The organism is Rhodococcus sp. LMD, assembly GCF_056108245.1.
The window spans coordinates 2075198-2092334 of sequence record NZ_CM148557.1 but is presented as its reverse complement, the minus strand read 5'-3'; the positions used below and the strand labels follow the sequence as shown (position 1 = coordinate 2092334).

Annotated in this window: 17 protein-coding genes; 5 read left to right on the top strand and 12 right to left on the bottom strand. The window is 70.3% G+C overall.

All coding sequences use genetic code 11. The features are described from left to right. Positions 1-33: 33 nt before the first annotated feature. From ACWPQI_RS09810 to ACWPQI_RS09800, 3 genes are read left to right on the top strand one after another with little or no spacing between them, the layout of a single operon-like run. Complete coding sequence (locus ACWPQI_RS09810; protein WP_017680535.1) at positions 34-612, top strand: TetR/AcrR family transcriptional regulator; 579 nt, start codon at positions 34-36, stop codon at positions 610-612. Further along, on the top strand, positions 609-1343 hold the full coding sequence (locus ACWPQI_RS09805) for an ABC transporter ATP-binding protein (RefSeq protein WP_017680534.1): 735 nt from the start codon (positions 609-611) through the stop codon (positions 1341-1343). Before ACWPQI_RS09810 ends, ACWPQI_RS09805 begins: the two co-directional genes overlap by 4 nt. Further along, complete coding sequence (locus ACWPQI_RS09800; RefSeq protein WP_017680533.1) at positions 1340-2119, top strand: ABC transporter permease; 780 nt, start codon at positions 1340-1342, stop codon at positions 2117-2119. Before ACWPQI_RS09805 ends, ACWPQI_RS09800 begins: the two co-directional genes overlap by 4 nt. An 83-nt stretch (positions 2120-2202) precedes the next feature. Here the strand turns inward: ACWPQI_RS09800 and ACWPQI_RS09795 are convergent, their stop codons facing one another. The 3 genes from ACWPQI_RS09795 to nhaA all read right to left on the bottom strand — a co-directional run bounded on the left by ACWPQI_RS09795 (position 2203) and on the right by nhaA (position 6744). Then, positions 2203-2349: a hypothetical protein gene (locus ACWPQI_RS09795; RefSeq protein ID WP_017680532.1), complete on the bottom strand. Its 147-nt coding sequence runs from the start codon at positions 2347-2349 to the stop codon at positions 2203-2205. 26 nt (positions 2350-2375) lie between these two features. Continuing rightward, positions 2376-5378, bottom strand: coding sequence for a UPF0182 family protein (locus ACWPQI_RS09790; protein ID WP_140188530.1), 3003 nt, complete (start codon positions 5376-5378; stop codon positions 2376-2378). A gap of 139 nt (positions 5379-5517) precedes the next feature. Further along, positions 5518-6744: a Na+/H+ antiporter NhaA gene (nhaA, locus tag ACWPQI_RS09785; protein WP_304434051.1), complete on the bottom strand. Its 1227-nt coding sequence runs from the start codon at positions 6742-6744 to the stop codon at positions 5518-5520. 590 nt (positions 6745-7334) lie between these two features. On the opposite strand from nhaA, the gene ACWPQI_RS09780 reads away from it, so the two are divergent. Both ACWPQI_RS09780 and ACWPQI_RS09775 read left to right on the top strand, forming a co-directional pair. Further along, on the top strand, positions 7335-7610 hold the full coding sequence (locus ACWPQI_RS09780) for a hypothetical protein (RefSeq protein ID WP_301915268.1): 276 nt from the start codon (positions 7335-7337) through the stop codon (positions 7608-7610). Next, a complete protein-coding gene (locus ACWPQI_RS09775) occupies positions 7607-8461 on the top strand; it encodes an SDR family oxidoreductase (RefSeq protein WP_474738782.1) in 855 nt (284 codons plus the stop codon). Before ACWPQI_RS09780 ends, ACWPQI_RS09775 begins: the two co-directional genes overlap by 4 nt. A 9-nt stretch (positions 8462-8470) precedes the next feature. On the opposite strand, the gene ACWPQI_RS09770 is transcribed toward ACWPQI_RS09775, so the two are convergent. From ACWPQI_RS09770 to ACWPQI_RS09730, 9 genes are all read right to left on the bottom strand, one after another. Next, positions 8471-8941 (bottom strand): hypothetical protein, encoded by a 471-nt coding sequence (locus ACWPQI_RS09770; protein ID WP_230831617.1) that lies wholly within the window; start codon positions 8939-8941, stop codon positions 8471-8473. Between the two features lie 93 nt (positions 8942-9034). Then, complete coding sequence (gene mutM, locus ACWPQI_RS09765) at positions 9035-9904, bottom strand: bifunctional DNA-formamidopyrimidine glycosylase/DNA-(apurinic or apyrimidinic site) lyase (protein ID WP_017680528.1); 870 nt, start codon at positions 9902-9904, stop codon at positions 9035-9037. A 6-nt stretch (positions 9905-9910) separates the two neighbouring features. After that, entirely contained in the window at positions 9911-10672 is a 762-nt protein-coding gene (rnc, locus tag ACWPQI_RS09760; protein ID WP_010592787.1) for a ribonuclease III, read from the bottom strand. A gap of 20 nt (positions 10673-10692) precedes the next feature. Continuing rightward, the gene (gene rpmF / locus ACWPQI_RS09755; protein ID WP_003939052.1) at positions 10693-10875 is read right to left on the bottom strand and encodes a 50S ribosomal protein L32; all 183 of its coding nucleotides are present in this window, start codon (positions 10873-10875) and stop codon (positions 10693-10695) included. Positions 10876-10877: 2 nt separating this feature from the next. Next, on the bottom strand, positions 10878-11492 hold the full coding sequence (locus ACWPQI_RS09750) for a YceD family protein (protein ID WP_017680526.1): 615 nt from the start codon (positions 11490-11492) through the stop codon (positions 10878-10880). Between the two features lie 117 nt (positions 11493-11609). Then, positions 11610-12371, bottom strand: coding sequence for a DivIVA domain-containing protein (locus ACWPQI_RS09745; RefSeq protein ID WP_010592789.1), 762 nt, complete (start codon positions 12369-12371; stop codon positions 11610-11612). Positions 12372-12538: 167 nt separating this feature from the next. Further along, positions 12539-13033 (bottom strand): pantetheine-phosphate adenylyltransferase, encoded by a 495-nt coding sequence (coaD, locus tag ACWPQI_RS09740; protein ID WP_003939055.1) that lies wholly within the window; start codon positions 13031-13033, stop codon positions 12539-12541. Next, the gene (rsmD, locus tag ACWPQI_RS09735) at positions 13030-13593 is read right to left on the bottom strand and encodes a 16S rRNA (guanine(966)-N(2))-methyltransferase RsmD (RefSeq protein ID WP_010592790.1); all 564 of its coding nucleotides are present in this window, start codon (positions 13591-13593) and stop codon (positions 13030-13032) included. The genes coaD and rsmD overlap by 4 nt, the downstream gene beginning before the upstream one ends. Before the next feature lie 25 nt (positions 13594-13618). Further along, entirely contained in the window at positions 13619-17020 is a 3402-nt protein-coding gene (locus tag ACWPQI_RS09730) for a pyruvate carboxylase (protein WP_010592791.1), read from the bottom strand. Between the last annotated feature and the right edge of the window lie 117 nt (positions 17021-17137).

The following is a 17137-nucleotide window of genomic DNA, read 5'->3' as shown; positions in this document are numbered from 1 at the left end:
CCCCTCCGTAATGTTAGTAGCTAACATTATGGGGTGTCCAAGTCCGCGCGAACCCGTCAGCGCATCCAGGCGACGGCGGTGCACCTGTTCACCGAGGACGGCTACGACGCCGTCACCGTGGACCGGATCGCCTCCGCCGCCGGGGTGTCGCACATGACGTTCTTCCGGCACTTTCCGTCCAAGGATGCGGTCCTGCTCGACGACCCCTACGATCCGGTCATCGCGGAGGCCGTGGCCGCGCAACCGGCGGACCGGAGCCCGCTGGAACGGGCGTGCCGGGGGATCCTCGAGGCCTGGGCGCAGATTCCCGAGAGCGACCTCGGGGACGTGCGCACCCGCCTGAGAATCGTCGCGACGCATCCCCGGCTGCGCGCGCGGATGTGGGAGAACACGCTGCGCACCCAGGAGGCCGTCGCCGCCGCGCTCGCCGAACCGGGCACCCGACGACTCGAAGCCGCCGTCGCCGCCGGGGCCTGCATGGGCGCCCTCATGGCGGCGCTGACGGACTGGGCAGAGACCGGCGACGGGACGCTCGGCAACCGCATCGCGTCGGCCCTGCGCCAGCTCGTACCGCAGGCCCATCCCTCGCGGCAGTCGCGGGAGACGTCATGACGACGGTCGGCGACGTCGTGCTCGAGTGCCGCGACGTGTGCACACGCTACGGCTCCACGACGGTGCTCGAGAACGTCTCCACCGAGGTGCGTGCGGGCGAGGTGCACGCCTTCGTGGGCCTCAACGGGGCGGGCAAGACGACCCTGATGCGCCTGTTCCTCGGCATGATCGAGCCCGACGACGGAATCGTGCGCGTCCGGGGCCTGGCACCGGCGTCGATGCCGGCTCGGCACTGGACGGGGGTCGGGCACCTCGTCGAAACACCGCTTCTCTACCCCGAACTCACCGTCGTGCAGAACCTGCGCATCGCGGGGCGTCTCGCCGGCCTGTCCGCGGCGGGCGCCACCGCCGCGGCCGACCGGTGGATCGAGGAACTCGTCCTGGCCCGGTGGGCGCGGACCGGTGCCCGGAAACTGTCCCTCGGCAACCGGCAGCGACTGGGGCTGGCCGCGGCACTGATCGCGGACCCGGATGTGCTGATCCTGGACGAGCCGACCAATGCGCTGGATCCGGCCGGGATCATGCTGTTGCGCACGCTGCTGCAGCGCAGCCGGGAGCGTGGCACGGCGACGCTGGTGTCGAGTCACCACCTCGACGAGGTCGCCCGCGTGGCCGACCGCATCACAGTCGTGAACGAGGGGCGCACCGTCGGCGCCCTCGACCCTCGCGGCATCGATCTCGAGCGGCAGTTCTTCGACCTGGTGTACCGCGACAGCGAGGCGCGCCGATGACCACGTCCGAGCAGGTCCGGGCCGCACTGGCGGTGGAATGGGCCAAGTTCCGGCGGGCGCGTCCCGTGTGGGTCACCACCGTCCTCCTCACGACGGGGGTGGTGGCCATGTGCGTGCTGACCCTGCGATCCGTGCACGGCGCCGACGCCACGATGGCGGGCAAGGCGCAGGCGATCGTCGAGGACGGCGGCCGTGCGGGGCTGTTCGCCGCAGCCGATACCATCGTCTCGGTGGGCGGGCTTCTCGGGTTCGGTGTGGTCGTCGGCTGGGTCTTCGGCCGCGAGTTCACCGACGGGGCGATCAGCGGGCTGTGGGCCGCCCCGGTCTCCCGCCCGGCCGTCGCTGCAGCGAAACTGCTGATCCTGCTGACCTGGTCCGTCGCCGTCAGCGTCGCGACGGGCGCCGCGCTTGCGGTCGCGGGAACGTTCGTCGACGACGATCCCCTCGACCCCGGGACGGCTGCGCTCGTCGGCCGATTCCTCGCCGTAGCCCTGCTCACCGCGGGGCTCGCCGTTCCCTGCGCCTGGGTCGCCACCGTGGCACGGGGATACCTGCCCGCGATCGGGACGATCATCGCCGTGGTGATCGCCGCCCAGATGGCGGTCATGACGGGAGCCGGCGGCTGGTTCCCGTTCTCCGCTCCGGGTCTGTGGGCGGCGGGACCGCAGGCCGGTTCCGTGACCGCTCCGCAGCTCGTGCTGGCCCTCACCGTTCCGGTCGTCTCGGCGGGCCTGACCCTGTGGTCGTGGCGTCGGCTCAGCCTCGTGCACCAGTGACTTCAGGCGGGACCGAGGCTCCCTCGATCCGGGCCTGATGCCCGGAGTGCCGGGAAATCCGGTCGGCGATCGGTGCTCGCATTTCACGACCAGGGAGGCACCATGGGCCGTGCCGCGGTGGACGTGCCGCCCGGGACGACGTCCCGCCGTCCGAGATCGTGGTCGTCGACACCGATCCGTTGATGCGCGAGGTCGCCGCCCACGGCAGCCACGATTGCGAGCGGCTCCACGACACCGGCATCGGCCGCGGTGAACCTCAGTTGGGGCTTCCCCCGGCCGCCAGGAAGTTGTCGACGGCGCGTTGGAGCCGGTCGAGCGCGGCGCCGTACGACGTGAAGTCGCCCGTGCGCTGAGCCTCGCGCAGATCCGCCAGGGCGCTGTTCAGTTCGACGACGGCGGCGGTCAGCTGCTCCGGGGTCGGCTCCGCGGCCGGCGGGGGCGCGGTGGTCGGCGGCACCGCGGCGCCGTCCTCGGGCGGCGGCGCGGTCGCAGGATCCGGCGAGGTCGCGGCGTCTCCTCCGGGCGCGGTCGCCACCCGGCCCGTTCCCGCCCCGAAGACCTGGTCGAGGGCCTCGGCGAGGGTGGGCGCGTACCCGACACGGACGCCGCCGGCGCTGGGTTCGCGATAGCTGACCAGCACCCGCGACAACTGCGGGAACGTCGAACCGTCGGCGGTGCTCGTGAGACGTTCGGTGAACAGGGGCTCGACGTAGAGCACCCCGCCGTCCGCTATCGGCAGCGTCAGCAGATTGCCGTAGTGGATCCGGTTTGACCGCTCGAGCAGGGTGCGTTCGGAGGCCACCCGGGTGTCGGAGATCATCGAGTTCTGGGTCTGCTGCGGACCCTGGGTCTGCGTGTCGGTCGGCAGCTGCAGCACCTCCATCCGGCCGTAGTTGTCCGGGTCGGAGTCCACCGAGATGTAGGCGGAGAGGAATTCTCGGTTGAACCCCACCATCGCGCTGGCCAGACGGAAGGACGGTTCCGCGCTCTCGCGGTCACCGACCAGCACGTAGTACGGCGGCTGAGACCCCACGGCCTCGGAGGTGGGGTCGCTGGGAACGGACCAGAACGCATTGTTGGTGAAGAATTCCCGTGGGTCGTCGACGTGGTACTTCGCGAGCCGGTCCCGTTGGAGACCGAAGAGGTCCTCCGGGTAACGGAAGTGGGAGCGCAGTTCCGGGCTGATCGATTCCGGCGGTTGCACGGCGTCGGGGAAGGCGCCCATCCACGCCGCGAGGACCGGGTCGTTCGTGTCCACCTGGTAGAGGGTGACGGTGCCATCGTAGGCGTCCACCGTGGCCTTGACCGAGTTCCTGATGTAGGAGACGGCCTCACCCGGCAACAGCCGGCCGGTCTCGGTGACGCCGGCGCCGGGCAGCGCGCCGGCCTGGGAGTACGGGTAGTGCGCGAGGGTGGTGTAGCCGTCGACGATCCAGACGATCCGGCCGGCCACGACCGCCGGGTACGGGTTGCCGTCGGTGCGCAGCCACGGCGCGACCCGCTCCACGCGGGTTTTCGGATCACGATCGAAGATGATCTTCGAATCCGCCCCGATGGCGCCGGAGAACAGGATGTTGCGCTCGCCGTAGCGCACCGCGAAGGCCAGCCGGTTGATCCAGCTCCCGATCGGCACTCCCCCGCTTCCGGTGTAGGTGTACTGGGAGGTGTCCGTGTCGTACTCGCGCGGCGCCGCACCGGCGGGCCCGCCGACGATCGCGTAGTCCGGGTCCGACGCCGCGATCAGCTCACCGAAGTAGATGCGCGGTTGCTCGACCGGGATCAGTTGCCGGCCGGAGGCCTGGGAAGCGATGTCGCTGACGGTGTAGATGGGGTAACCGCTGTCGCTTCCGCTGCCGGCCGCGGCCGCGTCCCGGACGGCGGCGTTGACCCGGTTCGCCGGCGCCGCCACGAATCCGTTGCCGTGGGTGTAGACGGTGTGCCGGTTGATCCACTGGGTCTGGTTGCCGCTCAGACTGTCCGGGGAGAGTTCCCGGGCGGCGACGATGTAGTCACCGACCTTCCCGTCGATGGTGTACCGGTCGATGTCCAGCTGCGGAGTGAACCCGTAGAAGTTCTTCAGCTGCTGTTGCTGGGTGAAGGTCCTGGAGAGCACGTTCGGGTCCAGCAGCCGGGCATTGGCGATCGTGGTGACGTCGGCCGGGATCTCCCGCGGCGGCCGGGTTCCGACCCCGGGATAGTCGAGGTACTCGACGCGATCGGCCTCGATCTCGTACGCCTGCCTGGTCGCGGCGATGTTGCGCTCGATGTACGGGCTCTCGCGATCGGCCGCATTCGGGCGCACCGAGAACTGCTCCGTGAGCGCCGGGAAGACACCGCCGACGACGATCGACGACAGGACCAGGAGCGCGGTCGCCATCAACGGCACCCGCAGGTCGTCCAGCAGTATCGAGGCGAAGAACGCCGCCGCGCAGAGCACGGCGATCGCCACCAGGATCAGGCGCGCCGGCAGGACCGCGTTGATGTCGGTGAACCCGGCCCCGGTGAACGTCGGTTCCTTCCGGCCGCTCCACAACAACTCGTACCGGTCGAACCAGTACGCGACCGCCTTGAGCGCGACGAAGCTCCCGGCGAGAACCGCGATCTGGATCCGGGCCGCGCGCGTCGTCGCGCCGGTGGTACCGCGTCGGGTCTCGGAGCCGGTCGTGAAGGGCACCCGGAGTCCACCGAAGAGGTAGTGGGTAGCCGCGCAGAGCACGAGTGCCAGGAACAGCGCGACGAACGCCCACGTCAGCAGGAGCCGGTAGAAGGGCAGGTCGAAGACGTAGAACCCGATATCGTGCCCGAACTCGGCGTCGGAGCTACCGAATGCTCCGCCGTGGAGGAAGAGCTGCACTCTGGCCCACTGGCTCTGTGCGCTCAGGCCGAAGAACAGTCCCAGCAGCAGCGGGATGCCGATCGCGTACAGTTTCGGGCGCCGCAGCACCATGATCCGGTATCGCTCGATCGGATCGTCTGGACCGGTGGCGAACAGAGGGCGCGATCGGTACGCCCACACCGTCGCTCCGAAGAGCAGCCCCGTCACCACCAGCGTCACCACGGCGAACAGCACCAGCCGGGTCACGAGGACGGTGCCCCACACGTCTCGGTAGCCGACTTCCCCGAACCAGAGCCAGTCCGTGTACACCGCCACCAGCCGAGGTCCCACGACGAGCAGAGCGAAGAGGACCAGAAACGCGACGAGCGCCCGATACGCCCGGCGGGGTAGCACACGCGCGGGTTCGGAGGGATGCACGTCCACCTCCGATCACCCGCGTACACCGCGGTGGCCGGGGCGGCGCGGGATCGGGTGCCGCCGCGATGTCCGTCCGTCCATTCTAGGCGGGGTCGATCGCCTCGCCCAGGAATCGCCGATCCCTGTCACGCGACCCGGCGGAGCCTCAGCGCTGGTAGACGTCCGGGATGCCGTCGTGATCCGCGTCGACGGTCTCGAGTTCGGCGATCCTGCGGTAGGCCCGGTTCCGGGAGCGGAGCACGACCGAGGCGGCGAGCGCCGCCGTGAGGGAGCCGACGAGGACGGCGACCTTGACGTGGTCGGCCGCGACCGTGCCGGCGCCGTACGCGAGATCCCCGATGAGCAGGGAGACGGTGAAGCCGATGCCGCCGAGCAGCGCGACCCCGAGCACGTCCAGCCAGCTCAGACCCTCGTCCAGGTGGGCGCGGGTGAACCGGGCCATCAGGTAGGTGACGCCGAAGATTCCGACGACCTTGCCGAGCACGAGGCCCGCGACGACACCGATCGAGATCGGGTCGCGGAGCGCCTCACCCAGGCCGTCGAGGCCACCGATCGTCACGCCGGCGGCGAAGAACGCGAAGATCGGGACAGCCACGCCGGCCGACAGTGGCCGGAGGCGATGTTCGAACTGCTCGGCCATGGCTTCCGTGCCGGTGCGTGTCCGGCGGGCGACCGGCACGGTGAACCCGAGCAGGACGCCGGCCACGGTGGCGTGCACGCCCGATTCGTGGACGAGGAACCACGTGAGCGCCGCCAGCGGCACCAGCAGCCACCAGAACCGGATGCCTCGCTGCACCGCGAGCGCGAAGGCGAGCAGTGGCAGCAGCGCCAGTCCGAGGTATACGAAGTCGAGGTCGTCGGTGTAGAACACCGCGATCACGGTGACGGCGAGCAGGTCGTCGACGACGGCGAGCGTCAGCAGGAAGGTACGCAGGGCGGCCGGGAGGTGCGTCCCGATGACGGCGAGGATGGCCACGGCGAAGGCGATGTCGGTGGCGGTGGGCACGGCCCATCCCGCCAGGGCGTCCCCTCCGCCACGCAGATTCACCGCGACGAACACCAAGGCGGGAACCGCCATTCCCCCTACCGCGGCGGTGATCGGCACCGCGGCGCGCCGTAGATCGCGCAGGTCGCCGGCGACGAATTCGCGCTTGAGTTCCAGGCCGACGACGAAGAAGAAAATGGCCAGCAGACCGTCGGCCGCCCACGTCCCGAGAGACAGGTCCAGATGCAGGGCGGACGGGCCCACCGTCGTGTCGCGGAGGCTGTGGTAGGCGTCGGACCACGGCGTGTTGGCCCAGATCAGGGCCGCGAGCGCGCCGATGAGCAGCAGGATGCCGCCGACCGTCTCCTTACGGAGAATCTCGGTCACCCGCTTGGATTCCTCCCACGATCCACGTGAGAGCAACGGCAGGCGGGAGAAGGGTGTCGTCATCGATCGTCCTCGGATTTCGCGCAGCGGTCATCGTTTGCCGACCAGACTTCCCGGCGCACCGAGTCCACCGTATCCCACCCGGCGCCCCCGATCCGAGCCGAGAGCACCGAAGGCGACATCGCCACGCAGACGGCAATGCGGGTCTTCGGCGTCGACGATGCGGTGCACACCGGGCGTCCGCGCGAAACGCCGGACGGTCTTCCCGTCGCCCTGGCATCGCCCCCGTACCGGACCCGGCAGCTCGAGCGAGGCATTCTGCAAGCAGACGCGCGAGTGCGTGGGTCCCCGATCGCCGCGAATCAGAATGCATGCCGCACGAACGGGATACGCTCCGGAAGGTGTTCACCGTCTCCGAGGTCGAGACATATTCGAAGCCTGCCCACTTCGCCCCCCGCGCCCCTGGGGTCGTGGACGTACTGCGATGTGACCGGTGTCGCCATCCGGTACCGCACAGATCCGCAGGCCCGACGCGTCACGTCCCGGGGGGCTTCGAGATCACCGAAGCGGTCGTCGAGATCGGATACGCGATGAACCGCGGCGTGGGGTCGATGGCCGGCGGCGGCCACATCCCACACATCGGCAGGCCCGGCACGGCCCTGAGCCACCCGACGCTGTACCCGATCGATCTCACCTACACGCAGGAGGGGCAAGCGGAGGGAACGATCGACCGGCATTTGCTCACCTGGGAGGAGAACCCCACCCAGAGGCACGTCGCCGACGCTCCGGCCGGATTGCCGATCGACGACGTCACGCGCGGCCACCAGGCCCTCCAGGTCGCCTCGGCACGGAGGTTGTGGACATGAGCGGGCATTTCGAAGGAGGGGTGTGCGTCGTCACGGGCGGGGCCTCGGGGATCGGCCGCGCCGTCGGCGAGGCGCTCGCGCGCGCGGGCGCGGTCGTCGTGCTCGCCGACCGCGACTCGGAGCGGCTCGCCGCGGCACGTGAGTCCCTCGTCGAGCACGCCGGCCGCGTCGAGTGCGCAACCGTGGACGTGATGCGGCAGCAGGAGGTCCAGCACCTGATCGAGGAGGCGGCCTCCCGCCACGGCCGCCTCGACATCCTGTTCAACAACGCGGGGGTAGGCGGCACGTTGCCGATCGGTGAGGCGACGCTCGAACAGTGGCGGCGCATCGTGGATCTGAACCTGTGGGGTGTGATCTACGGGATCCATGCCGCCCTGCCGATCATGCGGAGGCAGGGCGGCGGTCACCTCGTCAACACCGCATCGGTCGCGGGGCTGGTGCCGTTCCCATATCAATCGCTCTACTGCACAACGAAATTCGGGATCGTAGGGTTGAGCGAAGCATTGCGGTACGAACTTGCCGCCGACGGCATCCGGGTCTCGGTGGTGTGCCCCGGCAACGTTGCCACCCGGATCTTCGAGACCTCGCTCATGGGAGATCCCGTCGCGGGCCGAGCCCCCGACGACTCGATCACCGCCGACGAGGCCGCGCGGACGATCCTGGACGCCGTCGCCGCGGGGGAAGGGATCATCGCCTTCCCCGAGGGCCCGAAACACCTTTGGGACGTCTACCGCACAGCCCCCGAGCAGGTCGCCGAATACATGCTGGGCCTGGCGGATCAACGCCGGTCCGCCTACGCGACGGACGACGCCGAGGCGCTGTTCCGCCCACGCCGGCTCGGAGACGGCTGAGCAGCGCCGCTACGGAGACGGATAGGTACTGATCGAGATCAGCGTCCCGTCACCACCCGACGAGACCGAGATGGAGGCGCCCTCCCCCGTCTTCCTGATCGTGAGACTCGTGCTGTACGGAGTGACACTTTCGGAGACCGTCTGCCACCCCTCCCGGCCCACGAAGTCGAGGTAGAAGGCGCCGACCTGTTCGATCGGGTCGGAGGTCGTCAGGACGGTCGAGCCGATCGATCGGCTGACGAGTGTCGACGGCTGATAGGCCGGGATCCCACCCGTCGCTTCGGTGACCTGCGGCTCGGTGCCCGGCTGCCCGGGTTCGGACCCGGCCGTCCCGGTCGGTGGGGTCGTCTCCGGGGCTGTCTCGGTGGTCGTCTGCGCCGACTCGCTCGGGTACGTGTCGTCGGTGCCGCAGCCGCCGACCGCGAGTGCCACCGCCAGCGCTGCCGCAGCCACGGGTACGGCCGTCCTCGATGTTCGCATGTGCGTCCTCCTCCGCCGCTCCCACTGTGCCTGCCCGGAGCGGGATCGTGAGGCGGATTCGCCGCTTCGACGGTTTCGGAGGTGGGCGGAAGCTCAGACTCGCCGCGCGCTCCGGGGCGGCGGCTGACAGGTCGGGCAACTGAACGACGAGCGGTTCATGAACTTCTCGCGCCGGACCGGCGTACCGCACCGTGGGCACGGCAGGTTCTCCTGGCCGTAGACGTTCAGCGACCGATCGAAGTATCCGGACTCGCCGTTGACGTTGACGTAGAGGGCATCGAACGAGGTGCCACCCTGCGCGAGTGCCTCGCCCATCACGTCGCGGGCCGCGTCGAGGAGCCGGCGCAGGGTCGGTCCCCCGAGCCGGTCGGCGGCACGGTTGCCGTGCACGCCGGCCCGCCACAGCGATTCGTCGGCGTAGATGTTGCCGATGCCCGACACGACGGTCTGGTCGAGGAGGAGGCGCTTGATCTCGGAGTGCTTGCCGCGCAGCACCTTCACCACGGCGGCCGCGTCGAACGCGGGGTCCAGGGGGTCGCGGGCGATGTGCGCGACGGGTTCCGGCAGGACGGCACCGTCGACCTCGACGAGCGGGGCGAGGGCCCAGCCGCCGAAGGTGCGCTGATCCACGAACCGCAGATCGGTGCCGTTGTCGAGAACGGCACGGATGCGCAGGTGTTTCTCGTCCGGCACCGCAGGCGGCTGGACCAGCATCTGTCCGCTCATCCCGAGATGCACGACCAGCGCGACGTCGGCGGGCTCGAGGACGAGCCACAGGTACTTGCCGCGACGCTGGACCGCGGCGACGGCCTGCCCGGTCAGCCGCAACGCGAGATCCCGCGGACCGGGTTCGTGCCGGCGCACCGCACGCGGATGCAGCACCTGGACGGACTCGATGGTGGCGCCCCGGACGTGCGCGTCCAGGCCGCGGCGGACGACCTCGACCTCGGGCAGTTCGGGCACGTCGGGTCAGTTCTGGTCGGCGGCGGCGCCGGTGGGGGCGGCGTCGCTGTCGGACAGGCTCTGCCAGGCCGCGGCGGCGGCCTTCTGCTCGGCTTCCTTCTTCGTGCGTCCCACGCCGACGCCACGGGCGTCGCCCGCGACGATCACGGTCGCGGTGAATTCCTTGTCGTGGTCCGGGCCGGTGGCGGTGATCTCGTACGCGGGCACGCCCACGCCGCGTTCCGCGGTCAGTTCCTGCAGGCTCGTCTTCCAGTCGAGGCCGGCGCCGAGGCGCGGGCCCCGCTCCAGGAGTTCGGCGAACAGGCGCAGCACGACGGTGCGTGCGACGTCGATGCCGTGCTGCAGGTGGACGGCACCGAGCAGCGACTCCATGCCGTCCGCGAGGATGCTGGGCTTGTCACGGCCCCCGGTGAGTTCCTCACCCTTGCCGAGCAGCAGGTGCGGACCGAGGCCCCCCTCCCCGAGGGAGCGCGCGACCTCGGCGAGGGCGTGCATGTTCACCACCGAAGCGCGGATCTTCGCGAGTTCACCCTCGGACTTGTCCGGGTGTGACAGGTACAGCTTCTCGGTGACGGTGAGGCCCAGGACGGCGTCACCGAGGAACTCGAGACGCTCGTTGGTCGGCAGGCCGCCGTTCTCGTAGGCGTAGGAGCGGTGCGTGAGCGCAAGCGTCAGCAGCTCCGGATCCACATCGACACCGAGGGCGGCGAGAAGGGACACGTGTTCCCCTTCGCCGCCCTCGGATGCGGTGGTCGAATCGCTCGTCACGATGTCTCAGAATTCGAGAACTAGACGGCGGCGGTCACCTGACGGCCGTTGTAGGTGCCGCACGACGGGCACGCCACGTGGGGCAGCTTCTTCTCACCGCAGCCACGGTTCGGGCAGGTGACGAGCGTCGGCGCAGTGGTGTTCCACTGGCTCCGCCGCGACCGGGTGTTCGAACGCGACATTCTGCGCTTGGGGACGGCCACGTCTACTTCTCCTCGTTGTTCTTGCTGTCGGGTGCACTGCTGGGTTCTTCGGAGCCTGCGCCGAAAGCGGCTGCCAACCCAGCCCAGCGAGGATCCATTCTCTCATGCCCGTGCCCGGATTCCGCAATCGCCAGGCGAATGCCGCATTCGGGGCACAGTCCCGCGCAGTCGTCACTACACAACGGCCGCAGCGGAAGTTCCAGTCCGACGGTGTCGACGATGACCGGCTCGAGGTCGATCGTGTCGTCCACCAGGCGGTGGACCTCGTCCTCGTCGGTGGTCTGCTCCGTGACGCTGTTCGGGTAGGCGAACAGCTCCGTCAGGTACAACTCCACCGAGTCCTCGAAGGGTTCGAGGCAGCGCGAGCACTCGCCGACTGTATCGGCACGCACGGTCCCGGTGACGAGGACCCCCTCCGAGACCGCTTCCAACCGGAGGTCGAGTTCCACATCCGTGCCTTCCGCGATCGCGATCGCGTCGAGTCCGATCCGCACCGGCGCGGGTACCACTTCGTGGACGGTGCGCATGGAGCCCGGACGGCGGCCGAGCGAGAGTACGTCCAGCACGAGACCCGAATCCCGGGCGGGATGCTGGGAGCTGTGACGGCGGGCAGACACGGGAATGCTTCTTCCTCTTTCCAGGTGGCGGATGCCGCGGGGCGGCTGGGCAACCACTCCACGATACGCGACGGACCCGGGCTCGGCGAAATCGCCCCCGCGCGGACGCCGGTGGCGTCAGCGGCGCCGCTCGGACCGGCGTTCGGCCTCCGTGTAGTCGGGCACCCCGGCGCCTGTTCGCAACTGCTGCCGGCCGCGGCCCACCGACCGCAGGGTCGTGCCGAGCACGTCCTCGAACTCGGCGAGCTTGGAGTCGACGTACTCGTCGCATTCCGACCGCAACCGATCCGACTCGGCGTGTGCGGCGTCGATGACCCGGGCCGACTCGGCGTGCGCGGCCTGGACGACCTCCGTCTGCGACACCAGCCGGGCCTGCTCGGCCTCGCCGTCGGCGACCGACCGCTCGTACGAGGCCTTGCCTGCCTCGATCATGCGGTCGGCCTCGGCCTGCGCGCGGGCCGTCACGGACTCGTACTGGTCCTTGGCGTCGGCGATCGTGTCGTCGGCTTCGGCCTGGGCGTCGCGCAGCAGATCGTCGGCGTGGGCGCGGGCCTCCTGCACCATCCGGTCCGCCTGCGCCTTCGCGTCGGCGAGCATGCGATCCGCGTCCGCGCGGGCGTTGTCGAGAGTCTCGCGGGCCTCCGCGTCGGCATCCGCGACCGTCTTGTCGGCCTGAGTCCGCGCGTCCCCGATGAGCTTGTCGCGATGGTCCAAAACGTCCTGCGCGTCGTCCAGTTCCGCCGGCAGCGCGTCGCGGACGTCGTCGAGCAGATCCAGTACGTCGCCGCGCGGGACCACGCAGCTCGCGGTCATCGGGACACTGCGTGCTTCCTCGACGATCGCGACCAGCTCGTCGAGTGCCTCGAATACGCGGTACACGCCCAACCCCAATCGTCGTCCCGGCGCGGCCGGTGCGACCGGCGCCGGATGCAAGTCTGCCGCAGGTACCGTCCGAGTCGCGCATCGCGCACCCGGTGTGTCGGCAATCGAACGGGCCGCGCCGACCCGCCCGTCGGATCCGATCAGTGCTGCGCGGCTGGGTCCGATCAGCGCTGCGCGGCTGTCCGCTCCGCGATCCGCGCCAGGAGCCGCTTGTGCACCGTTGCCGGAAGCATGTCGGCGACGTCGCCGCCGTAGGTGGCGACCTCCTTGACGAGAGAGCTCGACAGGTAGCTGTAGGCCGGGTTGGTCGCGACGAAGAGGGTGTCGACGCCGGTGAGCTTGTGGTTCATCTGCGCCATCTGCAGCTCGTAGTCGAAGTCGTTGGCCCCGCGCAGGCCCTTGACGATGGCGGTGATCCCGTGGGCGCGTGCGTAGTCCACCAGCAGGCCCTGCCAGGAGTCGACGCGCACGTTGCCGAGATGGGCGGTGGCTTCGGTGAGCATCTCGATGCGCTCGGGGACCGTGAACATTCCCTGCTTGTTGGGGTTGATCACGACGGTCACCGTCACTTCGTCGAACTGCACGGCAGTCCGCGAGATGACGTCGAGGTGGCCGTTGGTCACGGGATCGAACGAACCGGGGCAGACCGCACTGCTCATGAGTCCGAACCGTAGCAGGTGGCGATCTCGATCCGGGTCTCACCGTACTTGCGGACGCGTTCCGGTTCGAGGGCGTCCGGCCAGACCGTCTCCGGCGAGCGGGAAGAACGCTCGAGCACCACCACCGAGCCCTCCCCCACCCAGCCCCCGTCGACCAAAACGGTGAGCATCGCGGACACCGCCTGCTCGGTCACCGCATACGGCGGATCTGCGAGCACGAGGTCGTAGACCCGGTCCGGGGCACCGCCGAGCACCGCGGCCACCGGCGCCGCCCGCAGCACCGCAGGCAGCCCGAGTTCGCGGATGTTCCGGCGAATCACCGCGGCGGCCTGCGCGTCGGACTCGACGAGCAGGGCGTGGGCAGCGCCCCGGGACAACGCCTCGAGCCCGAGCGCGCCGGAGCCGGCGTACAGGTCCAGCACCGACGCGCCGTCGAGCTCCATCCGGGCCGTGAGCGAGCTGAACAGCGCCTCGCGGACCCGCTCGGAGGTGGGGCGGGTCCCGCGGGGCGGCACCTTCAGGCGCCGCCCCCCGGCCCGGCCGGCCACGATCCGGGTCATCGCACCGTCCCGGAGAACCGTCCGATCACTCCGCGCTCTCCTCGGTGGACACGACGACCAGCAGGTCACCGCCCTCCACCTGGGACACCCCGGCGAGGGCGACGCGAGTGACCACGCCGCCGCGCGGAGCGGTGATCGCGGCCTCCATCTTCATCGCCTCGATGGTGGCGACGGTGTCGCCGGCGGCGACCCGGTCACCCTCGGCGACCAGGAGGGTCACGGCGCCGGCGAAGGGCGCGGCGACGTGCCCGGGGTTGGCGCGATCGGCCTTCTCCGCGGCCGGAACCTCGCTGGCGACGGACTTGTCGCGCACCGACACCGGGCGCAGCTGCCCGTTGAGGATGCACATCACGGTCCGGAAGCCGCGCTCGTCCGGCTCGGAGATCGCCTCGAGCCCGATCAGCAGCTCGACGCCCTTGTCCAGGCGCACCCGGTGTTCCTCCCCGCGCCGCAGCCCGTAGAAGAACTGGTTGGCCGACAGCTCCGAGGTGTCGCCGTAGCGGTCCCGGTGCTCGAGGAACGCCTGGGTCGGGCCGGGGAACAGCAGCCGGTTCAAGGTGGCGCGGCGCTCGGTGGAGGTGTCGTCGAGGGCCTTCTCCTCCTCGGACGTCAGCGGCACCTCGGCCTTGGGGGCGCCCCGGCCCTCGAGGGCCTTCGAGCGGAACGGCTCGGGCCACCCGCCGGGCGGAGTGCCGAGCTCGCCGCGGAGGAATCCGATCACCGAGTCCGGGATGTCGAAGCGGGACGGATCGGCCGCGAACTCCTCGCTGGCGACGCCGGAGCCCACCAGGTGCAGAGCCAGGTCACCGACGACCTTCGACGAGGGGGTGACCTTGACCAGCCGGCCGAGCATCCGGTCGGCGGCGGCGTACTTTGCCTCGACCTCCTCGAACCGGTCACCCAGGCCCAGCGCGATGGCCTGCTGCCGCAGATTCGACAGCTGCCCGCCGGGGATCTCGTGGGTGTAGACGCGGCCCGTGGGTGCGGGCAGGCCCGACTCGAACGGCGCGTACACCTTGCGCAGCGCCTCCCAGTACGGTTCGAGGTCGCACACGGCCTGCAGGTCGAGGCCGGTGTCGTGCTCCGAGTGGGCCGCCGCGGCGACGATCGCCGACAGCGCGGGCTGACTGGTGGTGCCGGCCAGCGCGGCGGACGCCCCGTCGACGGCGTCGGCGCCGGCCTGCCACGCCGCGAGGTACGTCGCGAGCTGGCCGCCGGGGGTGTCGTGGGTGTGCACGTGCACCGGCAGGTCGAAGTTGCTGCGCAGCGCCGAGACCAGGGTGGCGGCCGCGGGGGCGCGCAGCAGTCCGGCCATGTCCTTGATCGCCAGCACGTGGGCCCCGGCCTCGACGATCTGCTCCGCCAGGCGCAGGTAGTAGTCGAGGGTGTAGAGCGTCTCTCCGGGATTCGACAGGTCCCCGGTGTAGGACATCGCGACCTCGGCCAGGGCGGTCCCGGTCTCGCGGACCGCGTCGATCGCCGGCCGCATCTGGTCGACGTTGTTCAGCGCGTCGAAGATGCGGAAGATGTCGATGCCGGTGTCGGTGGCCTCACGGACGAACGCGCGGGTGACCACCTCCGGGTACGGGGTGTAGCCGACCGTGTTCCGGCCGCGCAGCAGCATCTGCAGGTTGATGTTGGGGATGGCCTCGCGCAACGCCGCAAGACGCTCCCACGGATCCTCGTGCAGGAACCGCAGCGCGACGTCGTAGGTGGCGCCGCCCCACGCCTCGATCGACAGCAGTTGCGGGGTCATCCGCGCGACGTGACCGGCGACGGTGAGCAGGTCCTTGCTGCGCACGCGGGTCGCGAGCAGCGACTGGTGCGCGTCGCGGAAGGTGGTGTCGGTGACGGCGAGGGCCTTCTGTTCGCGCAGCGCCTTCGCGAAGCCGTCCGGGCCGAGGGCGAGCAGCCGCTGCCGCGAGCCTGCCGGCGGGGCGACGTCGAGGTCGATCTTCGGCAGCTTGTCGTGCGGGTACACCGTCGTCGGGCGCTCGCCGTGCGGCTTGTTCACCGTCACGTCGGCCAGGTACTCGACGATCTTGGTGCCGCGGTCCGCGGACGTCTTGGCGGTCAGCAACTGGGGTCGCTCGTCGATGAACGACGTGGTGACGTTGCCGGCCCGGAAGTCCGGGTCGTCGAGCACGGCCTGCAGGAAGGGGATGTTCGTCGACACGCCGCGGATGCGGAACTCGGTGACCGCGCGGCGGGCGCGGGCGACGGCGGTGGGCAGGTCGCGGCCGCGGGCCGTGAGCTTGACCAGCATCGAGTCGAAGTGGGCGGAGACCTCGGCGCCGACGGAGGTGCCGCCGTCGAGGCGGATGCCGGCGCCGCCGGGCGTGCGGTAGGCACTGATGCGGCCGGTGTCGGGCCGGAAGCCGTTGGCCGGATCCTCGGTGGTGATGCGGCACTGCAGCGCCGCGCCGCGGATGGCGACCTTGTCCTGCGACAGGCCCAGGTCGGTCAGCGACTCGCCGGAGGCGATGCGCAGCTGCGCCTGCACCAGGTCGACGTCGGTGATCTCCTCGGTGACCGTGTGCTCGACCTGGATGCGCGGGTTCATCTCGATGAAGACGTGGTTGCCGCGGGAGTCGAGGAGGAATTCGACGGTGCCGGCGCAGCTGTAGCCGATCTGCTTCGCGAACGCGACGGCGTCCGCGCAGATCCGCTCGCGCAGCTCGGGCGCGAGGTTCGGTGCCGGGGCCAGCTCGATGACCTTCTGGTGGCGGCGCTGCAGCGAGCAGTCCCGCTCGAACAGGTGCATGACGTTGCCCTGGCCGTCGGCCAGGATCTGCACCTCGATGTGCCGGGGATCGACCACGGCCTGCTCGAGGAACACCGTGGGATCGCCGAACGCCGCGTCCGCCTCTCGGGACGCCGCCTCGATCGCCTCGCGCAGCTGGCTGCGCTCGGCGACGCGCCGCATGCCGCGTCCGCCGCCGCCGGCGACGGCCTTGACGAAGATCGGGAACTCCATCGACTCGGCCGCCTCGAGCAGCTCCTCGAGGTCGGCCGACGGCTCGGACGACGCCAGCACCGGCAGGCCCGCCGCCTTCGCCGCGGCGATCGCCCGGGCCTTGTTCCCGGTCAGCTCCAGCACGTGCGCCGACGGACCGATGAAGGTGATGCCTTCCGCCGCACACGCCGCCGCCAGATCCGGGTTCTCGGACAGGAAGCCGTAGCCGGGGTAGACCGCGTCGGCCCCGGCCTTCTTGGCGGCGGCGACGATCTCAGCCACGGACAGGTACGCGCGGACCGGATGCCCCTGCTCCCCGATCTGGTAGGCCTCGTCGGCCTTGAGCCGGTGCAGGGAATTGCGGTCCTCGTACGGAAACACCGCGACGGTACCGGCACCCAGTTCGTAGGCGGCACGGAACGCGCGGATCGCGATCTCGCCTCGGTTGGCGACAAGCACTTTGGAGAACATTGGACGACGGTACCGCGACGTAACACTCCGTTCGGCGCCTGCATCCCAGATCGTGGGACGAACGGCAGTCTTCGGCCGACTGAAACGATGCAGGTCGAGAGATCTTTAACGCGCCGG

Excerpts from the sequence above, each read along its gene's own strand:
- ACWPQI_RS09805 (WP_017680534.1), top strand. The coding sequence starts at position 609 with ATGACGACGGTCGGCGACGTCGTGCTCGAGTGCCGCGACGTGTGCACA.
- ACWPQI_RS09775 (WP_474738782.1), top strand. The coding sequence starts at position 7,607 with ATGAGCGGGCATTTCGAAGGAGGGGTGTGCGTCGTCACGGGCGGGGCC.
- coaD (WP_003939055.1), bottom strand. The coding sequence starts at position 13,033 with ATGAGCAGTGCGGTCTGCCCCGGTTCGTTCGATCCCGTGACCAACGGC.
- ACWPQI_RS09730 (WP_010592791.1), bottom strand. The coding sequence starts at position 17,020 with ATGTTCTCCAAAGTGCTTGTCGCCAACCGAGGCGAGATCGCGATCCGC.
- ACWPQI_RS09800 (WP_017680533.1), top strand. The coding sequence starts at position 1,340 with ATGACCACGTCCGAGCAGGTCCGGGCCGCACTGGCGGTGGAATGGGCC.
- rsmD (WP_010592790.1), bottom strand. The coding sequence starts at position 13,593 with ATGACCCGGATCGTGGCCGGCCGGGCCGGGGGGCGGCGCCTGAAGGTG.
- ACWPQI_RS09780 (WP_301915268.1), top strand. The coding sequence starts at position 7,335 with ATGAACCGCGGCGTGGGGTCGATGGCCGGCGGCGGCCACATCCCACAC.
- ACWPQI_RS09770 (WP_230831617.1), bottom strand. The coding sequence starts at position 8,941 with ATGCGAACATCGAGGACGGCCGTACCCGTGGCTGCGGCAGCGCTGGCG.